Source organism: Actinoplanes sp. CA-015351, from assembly GCF_050955685.1.
In the GTDB taxonomy this organism is placed as follows: domain Bacteria; phylum Actinomycetota; class Actinomycetes; order Mycobacteriales; family Micromonosporaceae; genus Actinoplanes.
The window spans coordinates 6,223,588-6,248,355 of sequence record NZ_CP192102.1 but is presented as its reverse complement, the minus strand read 5'-3'; the positions used below and the strand labels follow the sequence as shown (position 1 = coordinate 6,248,355).

Annotated in this window: 23 protein-coding genes; 14 read left to right on the top strand and 9 right to left on the bottom strand. The window is 70.1% G+C overall.

All coding sequences use genetic code 11. From position 1 onward, the window contains the following. Positions 1 to 2: 2 nt before the first annotated feature. A complete protein-coding gene (locus ACQP2E_RS28495; RefSeq protein ID WP_433826028.1) occupies positions 3 to 419 on the top strand; it encodes a VOC family protein in 417 nt (138 codons plus the stop codon). A 21-nt stretch (positions 420 to 440) separates the two neighbouring features. Here the strand turns inward: ACQP2E_RS28495 and ACQP2E_RS28490 are convergent, their stop codons facing one another. Further along, positions 441 to 3,899, bottom strand: coding sequence for an NB-ARC domain-containing protein (locus tag ACQP2E_RS28490; protein WP_433826027.1), 3,459 nt, complete (start codon positions 3,897 to 3,899; stop codon positions 441 to 443). A gap of 177 nt (positions 3,900 to 4,076) precedes the next feature. Here ACQP2E_RS28490 and ACQP2E_RS28485 point away from each other — a divergent pair, with 177 nt between their 5' ends. After that, on the top strand, positions 4,077 to 5,330 hold the full coding sequence (locus tag ACQP2E_RS28485) for an acyltransferase family protein (RefSeq protein WP_433826026.1): 1,254 nt from the start codon (positions 4,077 to 4,079) through the stop codon (positions 5,328 to 5,330). Further along, entirely contained in the window at positions 5,323 to 6,180 is an 858-nt protein-coding gene (locus ACQP2E_RS28480; RefSeq protein WP_433826025.1) for a hypothetical protein, read from the top strand. Before ACQP2E_RS28485 ends, ACQP2E_RS28480 begins: the two co-directional genes overlap by 8 nt. 74 nt (positions 6,181 to 6,254) lie before the next feature. Here the strand turns inward: ACQP2E_RS28480 and ACQP2E_RS28475 are convergent, their stop codons facing one another. Beyond that, positions 6,255 to 7,403 (bottom strand): barstar family protein, encoded by a 1,149-nt coding sequence (locus ACQP2E_RS28475; protein ID WP_433826024.1) that lies wholly within the window; start codon positions 7,401 to 7,403, stop codon positions 6,255 to 6,257. Between the two features lie 128 nt (positions 7,404 to 7,531). On the opposite strand from ACQP2E_RS28475, the gene ald reads away from it, so the two are divergent. The 4 genes from ald (at position 7,532) to ACQP2E_RS28455 (ending at position 11,282) form a co-directional block, all read left to right on the top strand. Continuing rightward, the gene (ald, locus tag ACQP2E_RS28470; RefSeq protein ID WP_433826023.1) at positions 7,532 to 8,647 is read left to right on the top strand and encodes an alanine dehydrogenase; all 1,116 of its coding nucleotides are present in this window, start codon (positions 7,532 to 7,534) and stop codon (positions 8,645 to 8,647) included. After that, on the top strand, positions 8,644 to 9,558 hold the full coding sequence (gene xerD, locus ACQP2E_RS28465) for a site-specific tyrosine recombinase XerD (RefSeq protein ID WP_433834074.1): 915 nt from the start codon (positions 8,644 to 8,646) through the stop codon (positions 9,556 to 9,558). Before ald ends, xerD begins: the two co-directional genes overlap by 4 nt. A 102-nt stretch (positions 9,559 to 9,660) precedes the next feature. Continuing rightward, positions 9,661 to 10,593, top strand: a complete 933-nt coding sequence (locus tag ACQP2E_RS28460; RefSeq protein WP_014446189.1) for a ParA family protein — start codon at positions 9,661 to 9,663, stop codon at positions 10,591 to 10,593. Between the two features lie 11 nt (positions 10,594 to 10,604). Beyond that, a complete protein-coding gene (locus ACQP2E_RS28455) occupies positions 10,605 to 11,282 on the top strand; it encodes a hypothetical protein (RefSeq protein WP_433826022.1) in 678 nt (225 codons plus the stop codon). On the opposite strand, the gene ACQP2E_RS28450 is transcribed toward ACQP2E_RS28455, so the two are convergent. Beyond that, complete coding sequence (locus ACQP2E_RS28450) at positions 11,279 to 12,016, bottom strand: class I SAM-dependent methyltransferase (protein WP_433826021.1); 738 nt, start codon at positions 12,014 to 12,016, stop codon at positions 11,279 to 11,281. The two genes, ACQP2E_RS28455 and ACQP2E_RS28450, sit on opposite strands and share 4 nt — an antisense overlap. Positions 12,017 to 12,468: 452 nt before the next feature. On the opposite strand from ACQP2E_RS28450, the gene ACQP2E_RS28445 reads away from it, so the two are divergent. Continuing rightward, positions 12,469 to 12,768 (top strand): hypothetical protein, encoded by a 300-nt coding sequence (locus ACQP2E_RS28445; RefSeq protein ID WP_433826020.1) that lies wholly within the window; start codon positions 12,469 to 12,471, stop codon positions 12,766 to 12,768. A gap of 51 nt (positions 12,769 to 12,819) precedes the next feature. On the opposite strand, the gene ACQP2E_RS28440 is transcribed toward ACQP2E_RS28445, so the two are convergent. Next, on the bottom strand, positions 12,820 to 13,338 hold the full coding sequence (locus ACQP2E_RS28440; protein ID WP_433826019.1) for a GNAT family N-acetyltransferase: 519 nt from the start codon (positions 13,336 to 13,338) through the stop codon (positions 12,820 to 12,822). 122 nt (positions 13,339 to 13,460) lie between these two features. Here ACQP2E_RS28440 and ACQP2E_RS28435 point away from each other — a divergent pair, with 122 nt between their 5' ends. Genes ACQP2E_RS28435 through ACQP2E_RS28425 form a run of 3 tightly spaced genes read left to right on the top strand, consistent with a single transcriptional unit; the run spans position 13,461 to position 16,190 of the window. Further along, positions 13,461 to 14,519: a segregation and condensation protein A gene (locus ACQP2E_RS28435; protein WP_433834072.1), complete on the top strand. Its 1,059-nt coding sequence runs from the start codon at positions 13,461 to 13,463 to the stop codon at positions 14,517 to 14,519. Then, a complete protein-coding gene (scpB, locus tag ACQP2E_RS28430; RefSeq protein WP_433826018.1) occupies positions 14,516 to 15,466 on the top strand; it encodes an SMC-Scp complex subunit ScpB in 951 nt (316 codons plus the stop codon). Before ACQP2E_RS28435 ends, scpB begins: the two co-directional genes overlap by 4 nt. After that, entirely contained in the window at positions 15,435 to 16,190 is a 756-nt protein-coding gene (locus ACQP2E_RS28425; RefSeq protein WP_433826017.1) for a pseudouridine synthase, read from the top strand. Before scpB ends, ACQP2E_RS28425 begins: the two co-directional genes overlap by 32 nt. On the opposite strand, the gene ACQP2E_RS28420 is transcribed toward ACQP2E_RS28425, so the two are convergent. Both ACQP2E_RS28420 and ACQP2E_RS28415 read right to left on the bottom strand, forming a co-directional pair. Beyond that, on the bottom strand, positions 16,191 to 16,673 hold the full coding sequence (locus ACQP2E_RS28420) for a flavoprotein (protein ID WP_433826016.1): 483 nt from the start codon (positions 16,671 to 16,673) through the stop codon (positions 16,191 to 16,193). It lies immediately after the preceding gene. Further along, positions 16,670 to 17,554, bottom strand: coding sequence for a LysR family transcriptional regulator (locus tag ACQP2E_RS28415; RefSeq protein WP_433826015.1), 885 nt, complete (start codon positions 17,552 to 17,554; stop codon positions 16,670 to 16,672). Before ACQP2E_RS28415 ends, ACQP2E_RS28420 begins: the two co-directional genes overlap by 4 nt. 82 nt (positions 17,555 to 17,636) lie before the next feature. Between ACQP2E_RS28415 and ACQP2E_RS28410 the strand changes: the two genes are divergently transcribed. After that, complete coding sequence (locus ACQP2E_RS28410) at positions 17,637 to 18,857, top strand: MFS transporter (protein ID WP_433826014.1); 1,221 nt, start codon at positions 17,637 to 17,639, stop codon at positions 18,855 to 18,857. Here the strand turns inward: ACQP2E_RS28410 and ACQP2E_RS28405 are convergent. Then, complete coding sequence (locus ACQP2E_RS28405) at positions 18,839 to 19,081, bottom strand: hypothetical protein (protein ID WP_433826013.1); 243 nt, start codon at positions 19,079 to 19,081, stop codon at positions 18,839 to 18,841. The genes ACQP2E_RS28410 and ACQP2E_RS28405 overlap by 19 nt on opposite strands. A 91-nt stretch (positions 19,082 to 19,172) precedes the next feature. Between ACQP2E_RS28405 and ACQP2E_RS28400 the strand changes: the two genes are divergently transcribed. Together ACQP2E_RS28400 and ACQP2E_RS28395 are read left to right on the top strand one after the other, a co-directional pair. After that, the gene (locus ACQP2E_RS28400; protein ID WP_433826012.1) at positions 19,173 to 19,880 is read left to right on the top strand and encodes an endonuclease/exonuclease/phosphatase family protein; all 708 of its coding nucleotides are present in this window, start codon (positions 19,173 to 19,175) and stop codon (positions 19,878 to 19,880) included. Positions 19,881 to 19,884: 4 nt separating this feature from the next. Beyond that, positions 19,885 to 21,048: a hypothetical protein gene (locus tag ACQP2E_RS28395; RefSeq protein ID WP_433826011.1), complete on the top strand. Its 1,164-nt coding sequence runs from the start codon at positions 19,885 to 19,887 to the stop codon at positions 21,046 to 21,048. A gap of 8 nt (positions 21,049 to 21,056) precedes the next feature. Here the strand turns inward: ACQP2E_RS28395 and ACQP2E_RS28390 are convergent, their stop codons facing one another. Together ACQP2E_RS28390 and ACQP2E_RS28385 are read right to left on the bottom strand one after the other, a co-directional pair. Next, complete coding sequence (locus ACQP2E_RS28390) at positions 21,057 to 23,285, bottom strand: putative bifunctional diguanylate cyclase/phosphodiesterase (protein ID WP_433826010.1); 2,229 nt, start codon at positions 23,283 to 23,285, stop codon at positions 21,057 to 21,059. Positions 23,286 to 23,321: 36 nt separating this feature from the next. Then, positions 23,322 to 24,743: an AMP-binding protein gene (locus tag ACQP2E_RS28385; RefSeq protein WP_433826009.1), complete on the bottom strand. Its 1,422-nt coding sequence runs from the start codon at positions 24,741 to 24,743 to the stop codon at positions 23,322 to 23,324. Between the last annotated feature and the right edge of the window lie 25 nt (positions 24,744 to 24,768).

Sequence of the window (24,768 nt, the reverse complement as noted above, 5' to 3'; positions counted from 1 at the left end):
CTGTGAGCGTTCCTAAGCTGAGGTCCTTCGTCCTGGACACCACCGACGCGCGGCGGCTCGCCGAGTTCTACCGCCATCTGCTCGGCCTCGAATACCGGCCGGGCGACGAGCCGCCGGCGCCGGGCCTCTTCGACGAGAAGGAGCACGACTGGCTGGTCCTGCTCGCCGATGACGGGTCGTGGCAGCTGGCCTTCCAGCAGACCGACGGCATCACGCCGACGACCTGGCCGGACGACGCGGTGCCGCAGCAGATGCATCTGGACACGGCGGTCGACTCGAAAGCCGAACTCGACCGCCAGCACGAGCGCGTGCTGAGCTTGGGGGGAACGTTGCGCTTCGATCGAAGCGACGACCCCGAAGAGCCACTACGTGTGTACGCCGACCCGGACGGTCACACGTTCTGCGTCTTCGTCGGCTGACGTCGGGGCCGGCGCGTGGCGTCACAGCCGGAAGCTGAAGCAGTAGACGCCCCGGATACCGCCGATGTAGAGCCGCCGGCCGTCCGGGTGCCAGGCACAGCAGAAGGCTGTCGCTTCGACGCGGGTCATGGCGACCGGCGTTGCGGAGCGCAGGTCCCAGACGCGGACCGCGCCGTCCGAGCTGGTGGCGGCCAGATATGCGTTGTTTCGGGTCAGGTCGAGACCGGTGATGGTGCCGGCCTGGTCAGAGACGCGGGTGATCTCCTTTTTCGCGACGATGTCCCAGAGACGGACGGTGCCGTCCGCGCCGCCGCTGACCAGATGGGCGCCGTTGCGGCTGACGGCGAGGCCTCTGATCGAGCCGTGGTGGCCGGTCAGGGTGGCCAGCAGCGCGCCGGAGTGGGTGTCCCAGACGCAGATCCGCTGGTCCTCAGAACCGGTGCTGACCAGCCAGTCCCGGGATGGGCCGGCGCGGAGCGCGCTCGCGCCGCCGGTGTGGCCGGGCAACTGGAGCAGCTGGCGTCTGGCGACCGGGTCCCAGATGCGGATGCTGCCGTCCGCGGTCGCGACGGCGTGCCAGCTGTCGTCCGGGGCAACGACCAGGTGCCGGATGGGGCCCAACCGGTTGAGGTAGACGCTGGACTCCAGCGGCTCGCCCAGATCCCACTGATGAAGACCGCCGTTGGTTCCCGCGATGACGCCCCATCGGGACGAGAAGGCAAGGGCGTTGAAATGTTTGGCATCAGCGCCGAGCAGGATTGGTGTTCCGCCGTCCGGCCCGCGGAGCCGGACCGGGCCGTACCCGAACGAGTCGATGTCCGCGATCAGCGCGTTCTCCGGGCGGATGGCAATCGTCGTCGCCCGGCTCTGCGGTTCCGGGCCCGGCCGCGCCTCCGCACGGCGATCCAGATGCCAGGTACGCATCGCGCCGTCGGATCCGGCGGTGGCGGCCCAGGAGCTGTCGGGTGCGACGGCGAGGGCGCGAATCAATCCGGTATGCCCGGTGAACCGGCTGACGACCTGGCCGGTCCGGACATCCCACACGCCGACGATGCCGTCGGTGGAGACGCCGACGACGAGGTTTCCGTCAGCGGTGATCGCGGCCCGGGCAAGAGCGGTCGCGGAGTGGCCGACATGGGAGCCTTTTCCAGTCCTCGGATCCTCGACGTAGACGGATCCTCCGTTGCGGGTCGCGACGAGTCCACCGGTCCACCCGGTGGGCAGTGAGTCGCTGGGCTCGCCGGTCCGGACGTTGAATCGGCGCAGAGGCCCGGCGAGGGTGCCGATGGACAGCCAGTCTCCGTCCGCGCTGGCGACCAGCGACTCGAGCCGCGCCGGTCGTCCCCAGGGAACGTGCGTGGGTCTGCGGAACCGCCGGCCGTCCTGCGCCGCGACGAGCCGAAGGATGTTCTGGCCGGTCCGGGGGTTCCACACCGAAACCGATCCGTCCTGCCCACCGGAGGCCAGCCACGACCCATCGGCCGGTGTGGCGAGCCTCGCCACACCGGATCGGTGAGCACGGATCCGGCACAGGGGACGGCCGGTGTCCACCGCCCAGACGCGGATCGTCCCGTCGGCGCCACCGCCGGCTATCCAGGTGCCGTCGGGTGCGATCTGCAGTGCGGTCGGCGTGAGGCGCTGCCGCGCGAGCTCGCGCATCTCCTGACCGGATTCGGGGTCCCAGATCCGGATCACGCCGTCGTAGCCGCCGCTGGAGATCCACGTGCCGTCCGCGGAGATCGCCAGGACCGCGATGCTGGCAGTGTGGCCGTAGAAGCCGCGCCGCAGCGCCGGCTCCGGCAGATCGGGCAGGTCCCAGGAGCTGGTCAGAATGGACGACCTCGTGAGTTCGGTGGCCGGTTCTCCCCAGTGTTCGTCGTGCCGGACTCGGTCGTAGAGGATTTCGCGGCGGGCCCGGGCGGGTTCGGCCGGTGCCAGCAGGTGCGCGGTCTGAGCCAGCAGGCGCGCCAGCCGCCGGGCGAGCGTGCTGTCGATCAGAGCCAGGTCGGCAGCGGGAGCGGCCGGGCCGTTGTCCTCCAGTCTGCTCGCGGCCCATCGCAGATCGGTGGCGACCGCGGCGGCCTCCTCGGCCCGTCCGGCCGCGAGCAGGTGCTCGATCAGGTGATCCCGCAGGTAGCGTTCGTGCTCGGGCAGCTCCCACCAGTTGGCGAGTCTGCAGGCGTCCAGCAGTACGCCGTGCAGCCGGGTCACCTCGCCCGGGCCGAGGCCGGCGGCCAGAAAGTCACGGACGACATCGTGCAGCCCGACCGTGCCGCCCTGATCGTCACCGGTCAGCGAGACCAGCGCGAGACCGGCGAGCCGGCCGCAGATCCTGCGGGCCTCGACCTCGTTGACCTGCCACAGCGCGGCGATCAGCGGGACCGGTACGACCTCGTCCTCGACGAAGATCGCCAACTGGTTGAACAGGGTCCGTTCCACTGGCTGCAGCAGGCCGGTTCCGGCCTCGATCGTTGCCCGGACGGCCTGGTCCCGCTGTCCAGGATCGCTGACGTCCAGCTCCCGCACGTCCGCGCCGGTGAGCCGGTCCACCGCCAACGGGCCCTCCCGGCGGAGCCGGTGCAGCAGCTCCGGGCCCACAACCGCCGTGTCGGTACGCGCCCGGACCTGCTCGACCAGGACCTTGTTGACGAGGCGGAGCAGCAGCGGCCAGTTGCCGGTCTCGACGAGCAACCCTTCGATCACGTCGGCCGGCAGAGGTTGCGGCAGATCGGCGGTCAGTACCTGCCGGGATTGTTCGGGCGACATCCGGTCCACCCTCACCGGGATGGCGCTGCCCGCGACCAGCGTCGCCACCCGGGTGGTGACCAGTCGTGCGGATCGTCCCGCGACCGGGAACGCCGCCAGTTGTTCGTCGTTCCAGACGTCGTCCAGGATGATCAACCGGCGTGGTCCGGCCGCCAGCACGGCTGCGAGGTGGTCCGCTGCCTGGCGTACGTCGGTGAAGGGTTGGGCTCGCGCCGGATCGATCTGCTTGACCAGGTCGTTGATCTTTTCGACGAGCGCGCCCCGGCGTGCGTCACGGCCGAGCGTCACCCAATACACCCGCCGTCCGAAATGTCGTGACACCCGGGCGTCGGCGCGCACCATCCGGGCGATCGTCGTCTTGCCGAACCCGCCGGCGCCGTGCACGGCCGTGGTGATGCCGACGGTCGCTCCCCGGCGGTGGCACAGGGCGCGGACGATCGCGGTCAGCTCGCGGGGGCGGTCCACCATCCACGGCTCGGGTGGCTGCACCGCGGGGAGCAGGGTCGCGCGCGAGGACTCGTACCCTCGCTGTGCCCACCAGAGCAACCACGCGCCGAGCGCGAGTGAAGGCACCGAGATCGTGGTCCAGCGCAGCGGATGATCTTCCATGGTCGGGAACCAGGGGGCATCGCCGCCGGTCGCGACGTTGATCGCCACCGCGGAGAGCGCGGTGGCGGCGGCGAGCAGCAGGCCGGCGAGGACGATGGTGAGCATCCGCACGGTCCTATCCAATCCGAATCGGACGGACGGCGCGAGGTGCCGGCGTCCGGGCGGGTGCGGCTGACGCCCCGATCCTCCTTTTCCCTGTGCATTTTCTGTCTGGACACTTTGCGTTCGCCGTGTGCTGCTGCAATGCCGAATCGGATTCGCGCAAACGGGGGAACCAGGTAAGTGCCAGAACAGAAGAGGCCCGTCCTCACGGCCCTCACCGGCCTGCGGGTGATCGCGGCGATGGGTGTCGTCCTCTCGCACGCGGGCGTGCCGGAGAGCACGCCCGAGCCCTTGCAGAAGATCGTCGGCTGGGGCCACATCGGGGTCCCGTTGTTCTTCATGCTCTCGGGCGTGGTGCTCGCCTACAACTACCCGCAGCTCAAAGGGTGGGAGGGCCGGCCTGCCGTCCGGTTCTACATCGCCCGGATCGCCCGGGTCATGCCCCTCTACTGGGCGGTCCTGATCTTCTGGGCCACGCACGACTGGGTCACCGGTCGTGACCTGCACGGGTGGGCCTTCGTGCAGAACCTGTTCGCCGTGCAGACGTGGAGCGGGGACCTCAAGGTGGCCCAGGGCTACTACAACGCCCCCGGGTGGTCCATCGGCGTGGAGATGTTCTTCTACCTGCTGTTCCCGTTCCTCATCCCGGCCGTCGCCTGGCTGGCCCGCCGGTACGGCGCACGCGGCCTGATCATGCTGATCGCGGGGATGGCCCTGGTGTCGCTCACCCTCTGGGCGGTTTTCTACTTCACCGGCCTCGCCGAGTTGAGTGGACGAGACCCCGCCTCGGCGCACCGCTGGCTCTACCGCAACCCGCTCTGCCACCTTCCGATGTTCGTCTGCGGTATGGCGAGCGCTTTTCTGATCCCGTACACCGCTCGCTGGAGCACCGCGCGTCACCACCTCCTGCAGACTGTCGTCGTCTGCTACGTGTTCGGCCTGGCGGTCTTCCGCGGCGCCGGCGCCGGCTGGAACGCCGCGGCCTACGGCCTGTTCTTCCTCGTCCCGTTCGTGCTGGCGATGATCAGCCTCGCCTCCGGCCGGGGCTGGCTGGCCCGCGGCCTGTCCACCCCGGTGATGGTCCGCCTGGGCCTGGCCAGCTATGCCCTGTACATCACCCACCGCTGGTTGCTGTACCAGCTGCCCACCACGAAGTACATCTATACCGGTCAGGGCTGGGTCCCGTACGTCGCACTGCTGCTGGACGTGCTGCTGCTGCTCCTGGTCGCCGAGGGCGCCCATCAGTACATCGAGGAGCCCGCCCGCCGGTGGCTGACACGCATCACCCGGCGCTGGACCGCGAACGCCCCGCCCCGGCCGTTCCCCGAGCCTGCCGCAGCCGAGGAGGAGGCCCGTCCCACCGAGCTCGCGACCGCCGGCCCGGCGGCCGGAATCTATCGCAGCGCGACGTACACCCCACCGGCCGGTGGCTGACGTGGTGAACCGCTGGCGTTACGGGTTCTTCGCCGCTGTGCTGCTGGCGACGTCTCTGCTGAGCGTTGCGCTGCAGGTCTTCGACGGTCCTCTCTGGCCGATGCTGGTCCTGGTGGTGACGCTCGTCGTGCTCGCGGCGTTGTCGGGATCCCGATACCGGCCCCGGAGGCTGGTCCTGCGGCCCGCCGTGCCGGCCTTCGAGACACCGATCAATCCGTACCCGATTCTGATCCTCGGCATCCTGACCGTGACAACAGGTCTGCAGCTCTCCGAGGACATTCGCGACCTGCGGAACGGCGACGGGGAATTCTTGCCGCTGTCCGCGGGGCTGGCGGCGGTCGTGCTGGTGGCCTGGTACGGGGTTCTGCACGTCGGAGGTCCGGTGCGGCTTCGGGTGAACGGGGTCCAGCAGGCCCGGGTCTTCGGGTCGAGGCTGGTGCCGTGGGACTCGGCCGGCCCGGACACGGTCGACAGCCGGCGGGCGGTGTCGCTCACCGGCGTGAACCCGGAGTTCCTGGACTGGGTGATCCGGCAGTACGCCGAGCGGCCCGAGCATCGGCCCGGCATCGGGACGAAGGCTGAGCTCGGCCGGCTGGAGGCCGCCGGGAGAGGCCTGCCGGACCGATGGAGCAGTGCCGCCGCAGGTGCGGCGATGGGTGACTCGTCGCGTCACGGTTTCACGCGATCCATCAAAATCGGAATGGCGCTGGCGCTGCTGTGGCCCGCGCTGGTGGCGGCGACGCTGGCGAGCTTCGACGCCGACCTGTCGTTCTTCCTGGTTTTCCTGACAGCTCCGGCAGGGCTCGCTCTGGTCTGGCTGGTGCGGAAGGCTCGGAGTTCATCCGCGTGAGCGGGGCGGGCTTTCGTGATCCTGAGACGTTGTCCGTAAGGAATGCATGCACACTCCTGGGCGAGTGGGTGACTCTACCGTAGATCGACGTCCACGCCGGCGGTGGTGAGCAGCCCGACGAGCTGGTCCATGGTCAGCGCCGGCGCCCACCACCGCCGGTCGTACCCCGGCTTCAGCGACGCCCTGGCGATCGCCGAGTCGTGCCAGATCAGCTGGAATCCGGGTGCGGCGCCCCAGCCGCCCTGCAGACAGTCGAGCAGCGCGCCGAGATTCCACCCGAAATATCCGCCGGGGCCGTTCACCGCCTCGCCGATCGCGCAGTAGAAGCCTTCCTCGTCGGTGACGTGCCGTCCGTCGAGATCGAAGGCGCCCTCCGCAACGTCGGCACCGTGCCGATGGTGGGCGAGGGCCGCCCCGGCCCACTCCTGGCGCAGCTCGCGATCGTAGGAGGCCCAGCTGCCCGGTGATACCGGCCTGCCGTCCCGCCAGCGTTCCCACACCTCGCGGCCGCCCGGCGGGCGCGGGGGGCCGATCGCGTCCGCGTAGGTCGGCTGGAACTCCACGTCGACCAGACCCTCACCGAACGACGATGGCCGGACCGCGGACACCTCGGCGCCGAGGCCGGCGTCGAGCAGGCGGGTGGCGGTGCCGTCGTGGGCGACGCTGAAGACCGAGGCGTGCACCCAGCGGCGGTGCCGGGAGGCGGCACCGCGTTCCAGGGCGTCGATGGCACGTTGCAACCGGGTGCCGGGCCGGCAGCCGAACAGGGTTGCCGGGCGGGGGAGAGGTGCGGGTAGCTGCCGGCAGACGCCGTCAATGTCGCCACACAACCCGAAATCTTCGTCGAAACCGACCCCGGCCAGCTTATATCCGGCTTCGTCCAGGCGGACGCGGGTGCCCGCTCGCATCCGTCCGGACAGCGTCACATCGAGCGGTCCGTGCCTCGACTCCCGGTGGGCGGACACCACCGTCACGTCCAGCAGCTCCTGATCCAGATCCGGGGACCCCAGGGCCTCCAGACCGATATTGCCCAGCCATAGAGGACCCGTTCCGTCGCAGGCCGCGCGGAGCCGGCCGGTGGGCCGGCAGTCGAGCAGTGAGTAACGCTCCAGGGGTGGTTCGGTCACCGGAACGAACAACCCGTCGATGTCGGCACACGCCGCGACGACGTTGTCACCGTCATCGATGGTCTCGTCGACCAGAAGCCACGGAAGGCCGATCATCGGGCGACCGTACCCTCTCGCCGTCAAGAGGGGTATCCCGGGATTGAAGCGACGAAACTACCGGCACACGGGGGTACTCTCCGCGCAAAGAGGACCAGCTCAGCGTTGAGAGAGGACGGTGTCGGCTGATGAGGGTCGGCATTCCCCAAGAGGTCAAGAACAACGAGTTCCGGGTGGCCATCACCCCGGCAGGAGTTTACGAACTGGCCCGCGCGGGCCATCAGGTCTATATCCAGGCGGGCGCCGGCCTGGGTTCTTCGATCACGGACAGTGATTATGTCGCGGCCGGAGCGGAGATCCTGCCCAGCGCCGACGACGTCTGGGCGACCGGCGACCTGATCCTGAAGGTCAAGGAGCCGGTCCCGGACGAGTACCACCGGATGCGGCCCGGTCAGGTTCTCTTCACCTACCTGCACCTGGCCGCCTCGAAGCAGTGCACCGACGCGCTGCTGGACCGCAAGGTCACCGGGATCGCGTACGAGACCGTCGAGCTGCCGGACCGCTCGCTGCCACTGCTGGCGCCGATGTCCGAGGTGGCCGGCCGGCTCGCCCCGCAGGTCGGCGCGTACCACCTGATGCGGCAGGGCGGCGGGCGCGGCGTGCTGATGGGTGGCGTGCCCGGGGTCTACGCCGCGAAGGTCGTGGTGATCGGCGCCGGCGTCTCCGGGCTCAACGCGGCCGCGATCGCGCTCGGCATGCAGGCCGAGGTGCTGCTGCTGGACAAGAACGTGGCCCGGCTGCGCGCTGTCGACGCCGACTATCGCGGGCACATCCAGACGATCGCCTCGAACGCGTACGAGGTGGAGAAGGCCGTCCTCGACGCCGATCTGGTGATCGGGGCGGTGCTGGTGCCCGGTGCGAAGGCCCCGACGCTGATCTCCAACGACCTGGTCGCCCGGATGAAGCCGGGCAGTGTCTTGGTCGACATCTCGATCGACCAGGGCGGCTGTTTCGAGGACTCGCGGCCGACGACGCACGACGATCCGACGTACCGGGTGCACGAGTCGATGTTCTACTGCGTCGCGAACATGCCCGGCGCGGTGCCGCACACGAGCACGTACGCGCTGACGAACGTCACTCTCCCGTACGCTCTGGAATTGGCCAATCGCGGCTGGCGCGACGCGCTGCGGACCGACCCGGCACTGGCCGGCGGTCTCAACACGTTCGACGGGCAGGTCGTCTACGGCCCGGTCGCCGACGCGCACGGCATGCGTTCGATACCGCTGACGGAGGTGCTCCGCTGAGTGTTCAGCAGGCGATCGACACGTACCTCGACCACCTGGGCGTGGAGCGGGGCCTGTCCCGCAACACGCTCGCCTCTTACCGGCGTGACCTGGAGCGTTACGCCGGTGAGCTGGCCGAGTCGGGTATCACCGACCTGGCCGGGGTGCGTTTCGCCGACGTCACCGGCCATCTGACCCGGCTGCGCGAGAGCGGCCTCGCGTCGTCCTCGGCGGCGCGGGCCATCAGCGCGGTGCGCGGGCTGCATCGCTTCGCGGTCCGCGAGCGCTTGGTGGCCCACGACGTGACAGCTGAGGTACGCCCACCGGCGCCACCGAAACGTCTGCCCAAAGCCCTGGCCGTGGAGGAGGTGAACCGGCTGCTCGCGGTGCCGGACACGCATTCGCCGCTGGGCCTGCGCGACCGGGCGCTGCTGGAGTTCCTCTACGGCACCGGGGCGCGGATCTCCGAGGCGGTCGGCGCGGACATCGACGACCTCTCTCTCCAGGACGACGACGCGGTGATCCTGAGGGGAAAGGGCGGGAAAAGCCGGCTGGTCCCGATCGGCGGCTACGCGCGCACCGCCCTCGACGCGTACCGCACCCGGGCCCGGCCGATCCTCAGCGAGAACGGCCGCGGCACCCCGGCCGTCTTCCTGAACGCCCGTGGCGGCCGGCTCTCCCGGCAGAGCGCCTGGACCGTCCTGCACCGCTGCGCGACCGAGGCGGGTCTGCAGACCGAGGGGCCCTACGCCGTTTCGCCGCACACCTTGCGTCACTCCTACGCCACGCATCTGCTCGACGGAGGTGCTGATGTACGGGTCGTTCAGGAACTGTTGGGACATGCCTCGGTAACCACGACGCAGGTGTATACGCTGGTGACCGTCGAGCGACTCCGCGAGGTGTACGCCACTTCTCACCCGCGCGCTCGTTGATGGATGCGTACCCACAGGTGCGACACGCCGAACGGCTGACCCCAAAGGGGCGGCACGCGTGGCGTACAGTCGGGCATCAGCAGTCGGGAGGGGGGCGAGGTCATGTCGGGTAACGGCGAACGTGCGGAGGCCTGGACATCGACGCTCCGCGAGCAGCAGAACTCCCTCGACCTCGGTGCTGACCTGGGTCCGGCGGACCCCACGGCGTACACGATGCGCCGCCCGATCCCCGAGCCGATGCCGACCGATCGGCACGGCCCGGCGCGAATCATCGCCCTGGCGAACCAGAAAGGTGGCGTCGGCAAGACGACGACCACCATCAACCTGGGCGCCGCCCTGGCGGAGTACGGGCGGAAGGTCCTCCTGGTCGACTTCGACCCGCAGGGCGCCTGCTCGGTCGGCCTCGGGGTGAACCCGCACAACCTCGACCTCAGCGTCTACAACCTGCTCATGCAGGACGACGTCGCCACCGAGGACGTCATCATCAAGACCGACGTGGCGGGCCTGCACCTGCTCCCGGCGAACATCGACCTCTCCGCGGCCGAGATCCAGTTGGTCAACGAGGTCGCCCGGGAAATGGCCCTGGCCCGCGCGCTGCGGTCGGTCCGCAAGGAATACGACTTCATCCTGATCGACTGCCAGCCTTCGCTGGGCCTGCTGGCGATCAACGCGCTCACCATCGCGCACGGCGTGCTCATCCCGCTCGAGTGCGAGTTCTTCTCGCTTCGCGGTGTGGCGCTGCTGCTCGACACGATCGACAAGGTGCGCGAGCGGCTCAACTTCGACCTGGAGCTCGAGGGCATCCTCGCGACGATGTACGACTCCCGCACCACGCACTGCCGCCAGGTGCTGCAGCGTGTGGTCGAGGCGTTCGGCGACAAGGTGTACCAGACGGTCATCACCAAGACCGTCAAGTTCCCCGAGTCGACAGTGGCGGGCGCGCCGATCACCTCGCTCGACCCGGCGTCGTCCGGTGCCCGGAACTACCGTCAGCTCGCTCGCGAGGTCATCGCCGCAAAGGCAGAACGAGGCTAGGTTCCACACCCGTGCTGTTCGCCCTCGGCGAGCCGGTCGCGTTCGTCGCCCTGCTGCTCGCCTTCCTGTTCGGCCTGGCGCTTCGAGCCATCGCCATTCGCTTCACCGCACGCACCGTCGGCCTGGCCGAACGCCGCATATCGCTGCGTCTGAGCCCCCGCGAGGACATCGACCCGTTCGGCGCGGTCGCCGCGGCCGTCGGTGGCATGGGCTGGGGAAAGCAGCTCACTGTCGACGAGGTGCCGCGGTACCGGGGCCGTGGCCGCGCCGCCGCCGTCTTCATCGCCGGCCCGGTCGCCTGCATCCTCGCCGGTGAGCTGCTGATCGCGATCTACGCACTCGTCTTCCCGGAAACCGCCGCGTTCGTCCTCGCCGAGGCGGGTCTCGGCGACATCCTGCGCGGCGTCTCGCTGCCCGCCGCGCAGGAGTTCCTGCTGTCCTTCGGCGTGGGCCTGCTCGCGTTCGGCCTGCTGGCGCTGATCCCGATCCCGCCGCTCGACGGTTTCGGCATCATGTGGAACGCCCTGCGCCGCCCCGGCGCGGGCATGGCCTGGATGCGCCTCTGGTTCGAGGACAAGAACATCGGCGTCCTGATCCTGCTGGTCTTCGCCTTCTTCCCGACCGGTTACCCCCTGCTCAACATGGTGCTGGACTTCCTGGGCGTCCTCTTCCTGCGCGTCTGGGCCTAACCACCTTTCCGGTACACCGAGATGTGGTCGGTGCTGCCGGCCCCGAACGGCGTCCGTTCCCAGTCGGCGAACCGTGCCTCCAGGTGCAGCCCGGCCGCCCCGGCCATCGCGTCGATCTGCTCCGGCCACTGATAGCGCATCCCGAACGGCTCCAGGCGTACGCTGCCGTCGGTGAACGTCAGCGTCTGCCGGAGGAACGTCTGGGCCGTCCGGTCGTACCGATGCATGCGGACCTTGACCGCGTCCTCGGCCACCTCCCAGACCTGAACCTCGCGTTCCTCCTGGTCGAACTTTTTCTCGTCCGGCACGAACGCTTCGATCACGAACCGCCCGCCCGGGGCGAGAACCCGGGCGACGTTGCCGAAGCAGTCCTCCTGGCGGCCCGGCACGGTCAGGTTGAAGAGCGTGTTGAAGACCAGGAAGACCAGCGGGAACTCCCCCTCCACGCCGACATCGGCCATGTCGCCGATGACCACCGGAATGTCCTCGCCGCCGGCCTTTCCGCGCATCAGCGCGACCATTTCCGGCGAGGCCTCGATCCCTTCGACCGGAATCCCGGTGGCGGCCAGCGGTACGGCGACCCGGCCGCTGCCGATGGCCAGCTCAAGCGCGGGCCCGGCACCGGCGAGCCCGGCCAGGAACGCGACTGCCTTGGTGGGGTCAGGGTTGCCCGGAGAGTCGTAACGGGCGGCCCACTGGCGCCCGAACAGCCCCGGATCATCCAAAATAGACATGCCCTGTTGCTACCCGAGCCGGCACGCCGAGAACCGAGACAACGCCGACAACCAGATCGCGCCGCCCGGCCGGCCGTCAGCGCTGACCCCGCCGGCGAACAGGCCGGCGCTCCCGCGAGCCTGCGCGCTCGGCGGGGCGGCTCCGCCACAGCCCCGCCGCTGCGTGTTGATTTGGGGTGCGATTCAAACCTGGCGTCGCCACGACCAGCCATTTCGTGGCGTGCGTGTAGAAATTGGGTGCGGATTGGACCCTAAGTCAACACGCGGCGGGGGTGCGTCGACGCGCGCGCCCGGCGCTGATGGGGAAGCGGCTGCGGGGCATATCGGTGCGAAAGGCAATGGTGAACATCTTGATACGGGATGGCTAACGACACATTTCGCATTGGCATCTACAGTTTCTCGCACGCGGGCCGCCCCGGTCTCGCGATATCGACGACGGAGAGGAGGCTGCTGTGGCGACGAAGGTCAAGGACGTCAAGGCTGCCGCCGTGAAGGCCAAGGACGAGGTCAAGGCCAAGGCTGTGAAGGCGAAGGCCGCGGTCACGGACGAGGCCAAGGCCCCCAAGGCCCCCAAGGCGGCGAAGGCCCCGAAGGCGGCGAAGGCCCCCAAGGTCGTCAAGGCCGAGAAGCCGGCGAAGGTCGTCAAGACCGAGAAGGCCCCGAAGGTCGTCAAGGCCCCGAAGGTCGTCAAGGTCGAGAAGGCCCCGAAGACCGTGAAGACCGCGAAGGTCGTCAAGGCCAAGAAGAAGTGATCGACCGGGCCGTCCCGCTGCGAAATGCGCAGAAGCGGGGCGGCCCGTGCGTCACGTGCTGAACAGTTCGCAGGTCATGTTGTAGTACCGATCGGTCTGCCCCACGTGCCGCATGCCCAGGCGGCGGCAGACCGCCTGGGACGCCGTGTTCGCGGGGTTCGTGACGGCCAGCACCGGGGAGATGTCGGATCGGGCCGCGTACGCCATCACGGCATTGGCCGCCTCGGTCGCGTACCCCTGCCCCCAGGCGTCCGGGTGCAGGTGCCATCCGATCTCGGTCTCCACCGCAGGGGTGAGCGGCGTGCCGGAGGCAAGCAGCCTGACCAGGAACGCGGTACCGAGCAGCCGCCCGCTCTGCCGGTTCTGAATCGCCCAGACGGTGTGCACGTCGTCCTGCCGATCACGCCAGAGCGCGAGCCGGGCGAGCGCGCCGTCCAGGTCGGTGAGCACCTGCGGATCGGCGCCGAGATAGCGCATGACGTCCCAGCGCGAGTACATGTCGAGGACGAAGCCGGCGTCCTTCTCCTCCCACTCGCGAAGCAGGAGGCGCGGGGAGATCAGTGACCTCATCGCGGCAGCGTAACCGGAGAGCAGCAACCGGTCACGCTTTGCGACGTTGGAACGTGCGGAAGCTGTCCGGCGATCAAGGCGGAGGAAATGACAGCGTGAGCCCGGATCAGCTCGTCACAGACATGGTCTACGGTCGGCACGTGCCGCACGAGCCTGCCCAGCCACCGACCGACATCGTCGAGGACGCCGCCGAGATTCCCGCCGAGATTCCCGCCGAGACTCTCGCCGAGACCGATTCCGGCAGGTTCACGGTGCGGCTGGCCAACTTCACCGGCCCGTTCGACCTGCTGCTCCAGCTGATCGGCAAGCACAAGCTGGACGTCACCGAGATCGCCCTGCACCAGGTCACCGACGACTTCATCGCGTACATCCGGGCGATGGGTGACGCCTGGGATCTCGGCGAGACGAGTGAGTTCCTGCTGGTCGCGGCGACGTTGCTGGACCTCAAGGCGGCTCGCCTGCTGCCGGCCGCCGAGGTCGAGGACGAGGAAGACCTCGCCCTTCTGGAAGCGCGCGACCTGCTCTTCGCGCGACTGCTGCAGTACAAGGCGTACAAGGAAGCGGCCGCGCACATCGCGGAACTCGAGCTGAGCGGCGCGCGTCGCTGGCCGCGATTGGTCACCCTGGAGCCACGGTACGCGGAAGCGCTACCGGAACTGGTCCTCGGAGTAGGACCGGAACGACTCCTGAAACTGGCGCTGAAGCAGTTCCTGCCGAAACCGGGTCCGCCGCAGGTTTCGATCGCCCACATCCACCAGGTGCGGGTGAGTGTCCGGGAGCACGCGGCGCTGCTGCGTGACCGGATCCGTCGCGCCGGAGCAGCCACGTTCAGCCTGCTCATCGCGGACTGCGAGAACACCCTTGAGGTGGTGGCCCGGTTCCTGGCGCTGCTGGAGCTCTACCGCGAGGGGCTGATCGACTTCGAGCAGCCGGTGTCGCTGGAGGAGATGACGGTGCGCTGGATCGGTGGTGAGGACGCCGCCGACGCCGAGCTCGACATCGACGACTACGAGGGGACGAAGCCGGCCCCCGAGGACGAGAATCCCGCCCAGCCGGACGCGGAGGCGTCCGATGATGTTGAAGAGGACACCGATTCGGACGAACTCGGCGTCGCTGAGCTTGACGAGCGCCCCGCCAATGGTGATCTTGTCGAGGGCGACGGCGTGGAGGAGAGATCGTGAGCAGCGAGGAGCAAGAAGAATCCCTGGCCGCGCAGGCGGCGGCATGGGTTCCGCCGTGGGAGCGCCGGCGGGAGCCGGACCGGGATTACCAGGACGCCGCCGAGGCGGTGGACGCTCCTCGGGAGTTCCCGGAGGACGAGGGCGACGACTTCGACGACGAGCCGGATCCGATCGATGTCGAGCCCGGCCCGGAGCTGCCGCTACCCGATTCGATCGAGGAGGCCGCTGAAGAGGACGATCCCGAGGACGGCGAGCACGTTCCGGTGGACGCCCCGGTCGAGGCTGCGCCGGTGGCCGAGATCGCCGCGCCTCCGACCGTCACGGTGCCGTCGCAGGCCCGCGGGCCACGGGTGGACGTTGATGCGCTTGACGAGCCTGACGTCCGTACCCTCCCTGATCTTGACGACGCGGAGCTGGCGGCGGCGCTCGAATCGATCATGCTGGTGGTTGACGAGCCGGTAGGCGAGTTGCAGCTGGCGCAGGTGATGGAGCAGCCGGTCGAGCGGATCGCGCGCACGCTGGAGGACGTCTCGGCGCGGTACACGGCCGCCGGGAACGGGATCGACCTGCGCAGGGTCGCGGGTGGCTGGCGTCTCTACACCCGGCCGGAGTACGCGCCGTACGTCGAGCGTTTCGTGCTGGACGGGCAGTCGGTGCGGCTCACGCAGGCCGCGCTGGAGACACTCTCGGTGGTGGCCTACAAACAGCCGGTGACTCGTTCGCGCATCTCCGCCATCCGCGGTGTGAACTGTGACGGTGTCATGCGTACGCTGGTCACTCGCGGCCTCATCGAGGAGTGCGGCACGGAGCCGGAAACCGGGGCATACCTGTACCGGACCACCGTGCTGTTCCTGGAGAAGCTCGGCCTGAACACGGTCGACCAGCTGCCCCCGCTCGCCCCGTTCCTGCCCGACGATGTGGAAGAAGTACTTGATGCCTCAGGCTGACACCGCCGAACGCCTCCAGAAAGTCCTGGCGGCGGCCGGTGTTGGATCCCGGCGCGCCTGCGAAGACCTGATCTTCCGGCGGCGCGTCACCGTCAACGGCCGGGTCGCCAAACTCGGCGACAAGGTCGACCCCGCCACGGCGGAGATCCACGTCGACGGGCAGCGGGTGATCACCAACACCAAGCTGGTCTACGTCGCGCTGAACAAGCCGCGTGGCGTCGTCTCCAGCCTCGACGACGAGAAGGGCCGCACCGAGCTGGCCGACTTCCTCGGCGCCAACTTCGAGCAGCGGCTGTTCCACGTGGGCCGGCTCGACGCCGAGTCCGAGGGCCTGCTGCTGCTCACCAACGACGGCGGGCTCGCGCACAAGCTGATGCACCCGTCGTACGAGATCTCCAAGACCTACCTGGCCGAGGTCGTCGGCCCGCTGCCGCGCAGCGTCGGCCGCAGCCTGCAGGGCGGCGTCGAGCTGGAGGACGGCCCGGCGAGGGTGGACAACTTCCGCCTCGTCGACGCGATCGGCAAGACCGCGCAGGTGGAGATCGTCCTGCACGAGGGCCGCAAGCACATCGTCCGGCGGATGATGGACGCGGTCGGCCACCCGGTCACCCGGCTGATCCGTACCGCCGTGGGCCCGATCCGCCTGGGCGACCTGCGGCCGGGCCACTTCCGGCACCTGTCGCCGGCCGAGGTGGCCGCCCTGTTCAAGGCCGTCGGGGACTGATCACCGGCTGAGGTGCTCCAGGGCCAGGTGCCAGGGGAACGGGTCGGTGACGATCGGGGGGTCGAGGACCCGTACCCCCTCGGCGCGTAACTGGGCGACGCTGCGCTGGTACGGCAGCCGCTGTGCCAGGGCCTCGCCGAGCGACGGGAGCACCACCACCGGGATGCCCAGGCCGGGCGCCTCGGCGAGCAGGCCCAGCGCGTACGTGTCGGCGATGCCCAGCGCGAACTTGTTGACGGTGTTGAAGCTGGCCGGCGCGACCACGATGGCGGCCGGCCGGGGCGGTTTCGGCTCGTCGGGCCGGCGGTAACGGCTGCGCACCGGACGGCCGGTCAGTTTCTCGAGGGCCGGGACGTCGACGAAGCCGAGCGCGAGCGGGGTGGCGACGACCTGGACCTCCCAGCCGAGGCGCAGGGCCTGGCTGACGAGGTCGCCGACGCCGGGCGCGGGGCCGGTGGCGCAGACGATGACGTACAGGGTCATGTGGTTGTCTCCGTCAGCAGGGTGATCAGGGCTCGGGTGGCGGCGCCCGGGGTGCGGTCGTCGCTGATCGCCAGGGACAGTGGCCACTCCAGATCGGCGCCGGTCACCGGAATCACCGAGATGCCGGGCTCGCCGGCCACCACGAACCGGGGCAGCAGCGTGATGCCGAGCCCGTGACGGACGTGGGCCACCCCGGTGCCGATGTCGGCGATCTCGATGGTGACCCGGCGAGGCACCCCGGCGGCGGCGAAGGCCCGGTCGGTGACCGACCTGTTGCCGTACCCGACAGGGGAGTCGATGAAGTCGAGCCCGGCCAGATCGGTGATGTCGATGCCGTGGTGATGCGCCAGCGGATGACCCTCGGGAACGACCAGGTCGAGGACCGAGCGGGTCAGCTCGATCAGTCGGACACCCGGCGGCCGGACACCGGGCAGGGACACGAACGCCAGATCGAGACGGTGGTCGGTGAGCGCCTCGATCAGCCCGATCGAGCCGGACGGCGCGGCCATGGTCCGCAGCAGCACACCCGGATGCCTGCGGTGGAACTCGCCGAGAACGGCCGGCAGGTCGATGATCCGGATCGAGGTGAGCGTACCGATGCGCAGGGTGCCGCTGAGGCCGCCGCGCACCTCGGCGACCGCGTCCCGGGCGTCGCGGGCCGCGTCCAGGGCGAAGCGGGCGCGGGGGAGCAGCGCGGCGCCGGCGTCGGTGAGCAGCACCCGTTTCGAGTTGCGGTCCAGCAGGGCGGCGCCGAGGTCGCGCTCCAGGGCCTTGACCGCCGCGGAGACCGCTGACTGGACGACGAACAGCCTGGTGGCGGCCCGGGTGAAGCTCTGTTCCTCGGCGACCGCGACGAAGTACTCCAGCTGACGCAGTTCCACGCATCCAAGTATCAACGATGGTGATGCGTTCAAGCTATTTCTTTCGTTGTTCTTGATAGCTGGCGCGAGCGACAGTGATGTCATGACCGCTTCGCCCGCACGGCTCCACCTCGGCTTCTGGTCGATCGCCCTCGCGTTCCTGACCGCGATGGCCTTCTCGACGGTGCCCACGCCGCTGTACCCGCTCTACATGAAGCAGGACGGCTTCGACACGTTCACCGTCACGATCGTCTTCGCCGTGTACGCGGTCGGCGTCGTGATCAGCCTGCTGCTCGCCGGGCACGTCTCCGACCGGCTCGGCCGCAAGACGATCCTGATCCCGGCGCTCGCCCTGGAGCTGCTCGCCGCGGTCCTGTTCCTGACCAGCACCTCGCTGCCGGTCCTGCTCGCCGCCCGGTTCGTCACCGGCCTCGGCGTCGGCATGATCACCGCGACTGCCACGGCACACCTCTCCGAACTGCACGCGGCACACCGGCCTGGTGCCGCACGCCAGCGTTTCGAGGTGGTCTCGACCGCCGCCAACAGCGGCGGCCTGGGATTGGGCACGCTCATCGCGGGACTCCTTGCCCAATTTGGGTACGCCCCATTGCGTACGCCGTACCTCGTGTTCATCGGCCTGCTCGTCGTGAGCATCGTGGCCGTGGCACTGACCCCGGAGACGGTGACCCGGCCGGCCGGTAAATACCACTACCGCCCGCAGCGCATCGGCGCCCACGGTGACCGGACGGTCTATCTGGCCGCCGCCACGTCGGCGCTCGCCTCGTTCGCGGTCTTCGGCGTCTTCACCTCGTTGGCGCCTGGCTTCGTCGCCGGAACCCTGCACCACTCGTCGCGGGCACTGGCCGGAGCGATCGTCTTCGCCGTGTTCGGAGCGGCCGCAGCGGCACAGGCCCTGACCGGCCGGCTCAGTGGCCCGGCAAAGACCCGCCTCGGCTTGCTGGCCCAGGCCGGCGGCATCGTCACCCTGGTGACCGGCATGCACACGGCGAGCCTGCCCGCCTTCCTGATCGGCGGCGTCGCGGCCGGCATCGGCGCGGGCGTCCTCTTCAAGGCCGCCGTCGGCGCGGTCGCGGCATCGGCGTCTCCGGCGGAGCGCGGCGAGGCGCTGGCGGGGTTGTTCCTGGTCGCGTACCTCGGCCTGGGCGTCCCGGCGATCGGCCTGGGCGTGGCGACCCAGTCGTTGCCGGCGGTGACGGTGATGATGTGGTTCGCAGCGGCGCTGCTGACTCTGCTGGGAGCGGTGGCCCTGCTGAGCAGGCGAGGCCAGACCCCGGCCCCGGCTCTTCAGCTCTCGGTGCGGTAACCGTGGGCGCTCAGGACGGTGAGCAGGTGGTGGTCGTACGCCTGCTCGTCGGCGTCGCGCCATTGGTGGCCCTGGGGGCACTGCCAGTTCGGGGCAGGGTCGCGCATCACGCAGCCGCCGAGGGCCAGGTCACCGTCGTCGGCCGCGTCGATCGCTTCCGGGACGGGGAGGCCGAAGAGCAGCGGCACGCCGGGCGTACCGCATTCGGGGCAGGAAGGGATCATGGGAGAAACGGTACTCGCGCCCGGCGGCCGCGGGTTTGAGCCGGCCGCCTGAGGTAACCCGAGCGATATGCCGCCGACCCCTCTGAGAATCATGACCCTCAATCTGCTCTCGCCCGCGCACGCCGACTGGGAGCGGCGCCGGCCAGTGCTGCGCGACGGCCTTGCGGCCTTGCGCCCGGACCTGGTCGCGCTACAGGAGACAATCTGGGGACGAGGGTACGACCAGGCAGCTGACCTTCTCGGACCCGGTTATCACCTGGCCCGGCACTCCCGGCGTACCGACGACGGCGTTGGCGCCGTGCTGGCGAGCCGGTGGCCGCTCGGTGCGGTGTCCGAGATCGACCTGCACGTCTCCGGCCGGGTCGAGTTGCCGTGGCCGGCCGCCGTGGTGGCCGAGGTGGACGTGCCGGCCGGGCCGCTCTTCTTCGTCCACCACCGGCCGGCGCAGCGGCGCGGGCAGGAGGCCGAACGAGCGGCGCAGGCCGTGCTCTGCGCGCGGATCGTCGAGGAGCGGTTCGCCGGGCGGCGCCCGCACACGATCCTGGCCGGAGATTTCGGCGACACGCCGGACTCGGCGAGTGTCCGTTTCTGGACCGGCCGGCAGACGGCACAGGGTTTCTCGGTCACCTATCAGGACACCTGGGAGACGGCGCACCCCGGCGACACCGGCCGTCGCGTCGAGTACGTGATGGTCCGCGCCGGCACCCTGGGCGTGGCGGACTGCCGCCCGGCCGTCGACGCGGACTGGGCCACCGGCCACTTCGGAGTGGTCGCCGACCTCCTCGTTCGGGAAGGATGAGGCGATGTCCGACAACTGGACCACCGCACTGTCCCGGTACGCGGCCCGGCTGCACGCCACGGCTGAGGGCCGGCACCACATCGCGTCGCCGCTCGGCGCGTGGTTGCTGCTGGCGCTGGCCGCGTCGGCCGCACCCGCTTCCTCTGACGAGACCGATGATTTCGCCGACGCTCTCGGTGTCTCGCCGAAGCAGGCCGCCGACGTGGCCGCCGCCCTGCTCGCCGAGCCGCACCCGCTCGTCGCCGCGGCCACCGCCGTGTGGCACGCCGCCGGGGCAGACGGGCTGGCGGGCTGGGCGCTGCCGGAGCCGACCACGGCCGGGCCGCTGCCCAGCAAGGCCGAGCTCGACGCGTGGGCACGGGAGCACACCTACGGGCTGATCGAGACGTTCCCCGGCGAGCCGGCGCCGGACCTGTTGCTGCTGCTGGCCAGCGCCCTGGCGACCAGGGTCTCGTGGACCGAGCCGTTCACGCCGGCGCCCGCCGCGGAGCTGGGCGGGGCCTGGTCCGAGCGGCTCACCACGGTGTTGCGTACCCCGGAGCACGGCCATCAGGCGTTCATCACGAGCACCGCCGAGGCCGGCGACGTGATCGTGCACGTGGCGCCGGCCGGTGGGCTGTCCGTGGTCTCGGTGGCCGCGGCCCCCGACGTCACGCCCGAGCGGGTCATGGCGGCGGCGTACACGATCGCGCTCGCCCCGCGGCCGGACCGCACGTCGCTGTTCGACCTGCCGCTCGGCGAGACGCCACTCTGGACGATCCGGGAGGAGCGCCGGCACGAGCGGCGGACCGAGTTCCTGACGGCGCTGCTGCCGGCCTGGTCGGCGCAGAGTGATCATGACCTGGCCGCCGACCCGGGCCTGGGTTTCCCGGCCGTGACCCGGGTGCTCGGACGGCTCATGAACGCCCCGGCCGGCCGGTTCGACGCGAAGCAGACGGCGGTGGCACGGTACAGCCGGTTCGGGTTCGAGGCGGCGGCCGTCAGCGCGTACATGTACCCGACGTCGATGCCCCCGGAGACCGCCGTCCGGTACGCGGAACTGAGGTTCGGTCACGCGTACGCTGTCGTCGCCGTGACCGAGCAGCCGGAGGGACCGTGGCATGGTGTTCCGGTTTTTTCGGGGTGGGTGAGCGAGCCGGAGGACGTCCCTGAGCAGGACCTCGACTAGATGCGGTCTCAGGCGACCAGTGCCGGGGCGGTCAGGGCGGCGTCGATGTCGGTGGCCGGGGCGGGGCGGGCGAAGTAGTAGCCCTGGGCGTACCGGTAACCCAGCTCGACCAGCCGGTCCGCCTGCTCGCGGGTCTCCACGCCCTCGGCCACGGCGCGCAGGCCCAGCGTCGCGGCGATGGTGCTCAGCGACGTGGCGATCGCCTCCTGCTCCGCCGTGCCGTTGAGGTCGTCGATGAACGACTTGTCGACCTTCAGCGTGGTGACCGGGCAGGTACGCAGCAACGTCAGCGAGCTGTGTCCCGTACCGAAGTCGTCGAGAGCTATGCCGACGCCGAGCTCGCGCAGCTCACGCACCGTGCCCAGGGCAACGCCGCCGGCGAAGACGGCGGTCTCGGTGATCTCGATGGTGATCTGCTCGGGCGCGAGCCCGTGCCGGGAGAGGGCGTCGGCGACCAGGCCGGGCAGGTCCGGGTCGAGGAGCTGGCGGGCCGAGACGTTGATGTTGACACGCGGGCCGGCGTCGCCGTGCCGGTCCTGCCAGCCGGCGGCGTCGGCGCAGGCCTGATCGATGATCCAGGCGCCCAGGTCGATGATCAGGCCGCTGTGCTCGGCGACCGGGATGAATTCGACGGGCGAGACCATCGGGCCGTCCGGCGGGTGCCAGCGGACCAGGGCCTCGACGCCGACGATGGTGCCGGCCGGCAGTTCGACGATGGGCTGGTAGAGCAGCCGGAATTCACCGCGATCCAGGCCCCGGCGCAGTGCGGCGGCCAGTTCGGCGTGGTGTTCCGCGGTGGCGTCCAGCTCGGTGCAGTGCTCGCGGGACCGGTTCGCGCCGGCCAGTTTCGCGGCCTGCAGGGCGAGTTCGGCGCGGCGCAGCAGGTCCGGGACCTCGGCGCCGCTGCCGGAGGCGTGACCGACCGTCACGGTCACCATCAGGTCGTGGCCGTCCACCCGCAGCGGGCTGCGGAAAGCCTGCAGGATCGACTCCGCGGCATCGGGCGTGTGATCCGGCAGCAGAATCCCGAACTCGTCGCCCAGCAGCCGGGCTGCCACCGCGTCCGGTCCGGCGGCGATGCGGACCCGCTCGGCCGCGGTCCGCAGCAGGGCGTCGCCGGCCTCGTCGCCGAGCCGGTCGTTGAGGGCGGCGAACCCGTCCAGGTCGCAGACCGCGACCGTGGTGGCGCCGGTACGCGCGCCGAGAGCGGCAGTGAAGAACCGCCGGTTCGGCAGGCCGGTCAGGTCGTCGTGGTTGGCCTGCTCGTCGAGCCGGTCGAGCAGCAGGTTGTTGTCGGAGAGAGCGGCGTACTGGCGGATCATCACGAGCAGCGTCAGTACCACCGAGCCACCGGCCATGCCTGCTGACAGCTGTCCGTGGCGCAGCGTGAGCACGACGAGCATGGTGACGGTGACCGCGACGGCCGTGTACGGCACGACGCTGATGTGCCGCCAGATCCCCAGGTGACCGGGCTGGTCGACAGGTGCCTGCCGGTCCGCCGGCCCGGCGTCGGCGCGGATCTGCATGAGCGCCGCGGCCGCGAAGAACACGGCACAGGTGGGGAGGGTCACCACTGTCGGGTTGAGGAACGGCCGGCCGTCGAACAACGGCGCCACCGTCCAGGAGAGCGGAGCGATCAGCCCGATCGGGGCGAGGGTCCAGAGGGCGCCGCGGTTCACGGCCCGGCTGCGGGCGATGCCGACCTTGACGACGGCCACGACCGCGGCGCAGGACACGAAGAGCACGATGCCGATCAGCGCCGCCGCCGGCTGGCCGTTCCCCGCCGGGATCGAGGTGGTCCAGAGGAAATGGGTGACGCCCATGCTGGCGGCGACGCCGACGATCGCCACGTCCAGGAACATCGCCACGCTCGCCCGCCAGGACCGGCTCGGCCTCGGCAACCGGACCAGGGCGAGCACCGCGGAACAGACCGCGATCAGATAACCGGCCGCGGTGGGCGTGCTCATCGTGACAGGCAGGCCGGAGCTGAGGGTGTCGTACGCCTGGCCTGCGGTCGCGGCGGTCAGCCAGCCGGCGGCCCAGGCGAGCCGTCGCCAGAAGTCACGGGCCGGCCCCCGCGCGGTGCGTGTCGCGAGGGTGCAGGCCAGCAGCGCGGTGCCGGCGGCGCCGATGGTCGAGGGCCAGAGCAGCCAGGGCGGCGACCCGATTCGCCGGCCGAGGATACCCAGCACCGAGCTGATCAGGAACCAGACGGCAGCCAGAATGAGCACGCGCACGGCTGCTGGTCTCCTCATGACCGGCCTATCGGCAGGTCACAGGGAGGTGAGCAGCTTTTTCTGCACCTTGCCCATACCGTTGCGCGGCAGTTCACCGACAAGCCGGACGACGCGGGGCCGTTTGTGCGCGGCCAGGCGCTGCGCGACGAAACTGATCAGCTCCTCCTCGCGGCCGTTCACTCTCTCCCAGGCTGCGTCGTCGGTCACGACGAACGCCGTGATCTGTTCGCCCAGGTCGGCGTGCGGGGTGCCGATCACGGCGGCTTCGCGTACCGCCGGGTGCAGCAGCAGCGCGTCCTCGACCTCGCCGGCACCGACCCGGTAACCGCCGGTTTTGATCAGATCGGTGGAGGCCCGGCCCACGATCCGATGCCAGCCGTCGGCGCCGATCGTCGCGACGTCGCCGGTCGGGAACCAGCCGTCGTCCAGGGTGGGTGGCTCGATGGTGTCGCCGCGCAGATATCCGTCGAGCAGCGTCGGCCCGGTCACCTGGAGGTGACCGATGGTGGTGCCGTCGGCGGGCAAGGGCTGACCGTTTTCGTCCACCAGACGGGTGCTGATACCGGTCAGCGGGGTGCCGACGTGGCCGGCGCGTCTCTCGCCGTCGGAACGGGCGCTCACGGTGATCAGTGTTTCGGTCATGCCGTATCGCTCGACCGGGGCCTGACCTGCTAACTCTTTGATCGTTTCGAACACCGGGGCGGGTAGTGGGGCGCTTCCGGACACGAGCAGGCGGGCCGGCTTGAGCGCGCGGGCCGCGTCCGGGGTGTTCGCCACCCGGGACCACACGGTGGGGACGCCGAAGTACATGGTTCCGGTGGTTTGGGCGTACACATGGGGTGTGGGTTTGATCGTGTGGCGTAACCACCCACCGATCCGCAGCGGTCCGAGAACGCCCAGCGCGAGCCCATGCACGTGATAGAGCGGAAGCCCGTGCACGAGCGTGTCCTCAGGCGTCCACTGCCAGGCCTCGGCGAGCGCGTCCAGGCCTGCTGCCAGCGCTTTCCGCGAGATGACGACGCCTTTCGGAGGCCCCGTGGTCCCGCTCGTGTAAAGAACAAGAGCCGGTCGCTGCGCTTCCGGCTCCTTCGGCGGCATGGCTCCTGGCCGTTTCTGGTCACTGATCGACAGCGTGGGTACGGGTGAGGCGCCGGCACCGTCGGGGTTGTCCGTCAGGATCAGGCCGGCCTGGGAGTCGCGCAGGATGTGTGCGCGTTCAAACTCGCCGGCATCCGGAGGAACCGGGACAACAGGGACGCCAGCTAGAAGCGCACCGGTGATCGCCGCGATCGTGGGAAGACCGGGCTGCGCATCGACGGCGACGGTTTTCTGTCCGTTTACGATCTCGGCGATGGCGCAGGCCCAGCCGAGGAGCTCGTGCCGGGAGAGGGTGTGCTCCCCGGCGGAGATGGCTCCGGGCAGGTCGTCTCCGCCGGTGAGTGCGGCGAGCAGTGTCATGCCCGGATTCTGTCACCGGTACGCG

What these genes read in the sequence shown, in the direction of transcription:
- ACQP2E_RS28490 (WP_433826027.1), bottom strand. Translation starts at nt 3,899, where the DNA reads ATGCTCACCATCGTCCTCGCCGGCCTGCTGCTCGCCGCCGCCACCGCG.
- ACQP2E_RS28475 (WP_433826024.1), bottom strand. Translation starts at nt 7,403, where the DNA reads ATGATCGGCCTTCCGTGGCTTCTGGTCGACGAGACCATCGATGACGGT.
- ald (WP_433826023.1), top strand. Translation starts at nt 7,532, where the DNA reads ATGAGGGTCGGCATTCCCCAAGAGGTCAAGAACAACGAGTTCCGGGTG.
- ACQP2E_RS28460 (WP_014446189.1), top strand. Translation starts at nt 9,661, where the DNA reads ATGTCGGGTAACGGCGAACGTGCGGAGGCCTGGACATCGACGCTCCGC.
- ACQP2E_RS28450 (WP_433826021.1), bottom strand. Translation starts at nt 12,016, where the DNA reads ATGTCTATTTTGGATGATCCGGGGCTGTTCGGGCGCCAGTGGGCCGCC.
- ACQP2E_RS28440 (WP_433826019.1), bottom strand. Translation starts at nt 13,338, where the DNA reads ATGAGGTCACTGATCTCCCCGCGCCTCCTGCTTCGCGAGTGGGAGGAG.
- ACQP2E_RS28435 (WP_433834072.1), top strand. Translation starts at nt 13,461, where the DNA reads ATGGTCTACGGTCGGCACGTGCCGCACGAGCCTGCCCAGCCACCGACC.
- ACQP2E_RS28425 (WP_433826017.1), top strand. Translation starts at nt 15,435, where the DNA reads ATGTGGAAGAAGTACTTGATGCCTCAGGCTGACACCGCCGAACGCCTC.
- ACQP2E_RS28420 (WP_433826016.1), bottom strand. Translation starts at nt 16,673, where the DNA reads ATGACCCTGTACGTCATCGTCTGCGCCACCGGCCCCGCGCCCGGCGTC.
- ACQP2E_RS28410 (WP_433826014.1), top strand. Translation starts at nt 17,637, where the DNA reads ATGACCGCTTCGCCCGCACGGCTCCACCTCGGCTTCTGGTCGATCGCC.
- ACQP2E_RS28405 (WP_433826013.1), bottom strand. Translation starts at nt 19,081, where the DNA reads ATGATCCCTTCCTGCCCCGAATGCGGTACGCCCGGCGTGCCGCTGCTC.
- ACQP2E_RS28400 (WP_433826012.1), top strand. Translation starts at nt 19,173, where the DNA reads ATGACCCTCAATCTGCTCTCGCCCGCGCACGCCGACTGGGAGCGGCGC.
- ACQP2E_RS28395 (WP_433826011.1), top strand. Translation starts at nt 19,885, where the DNA reads ATGTCCGACAACTGGACCACCGCACTGTCCCGGTACGCGGCCCGGCTG.
- ACQP2E_RS28385 (WP_433826009.1), bottom strand. Translation starts at nt 24,743, where the DNA reads ATGACACTGCTCGCCGCACTCACCGGCGGAGACGACCTGCCCGGAGCC.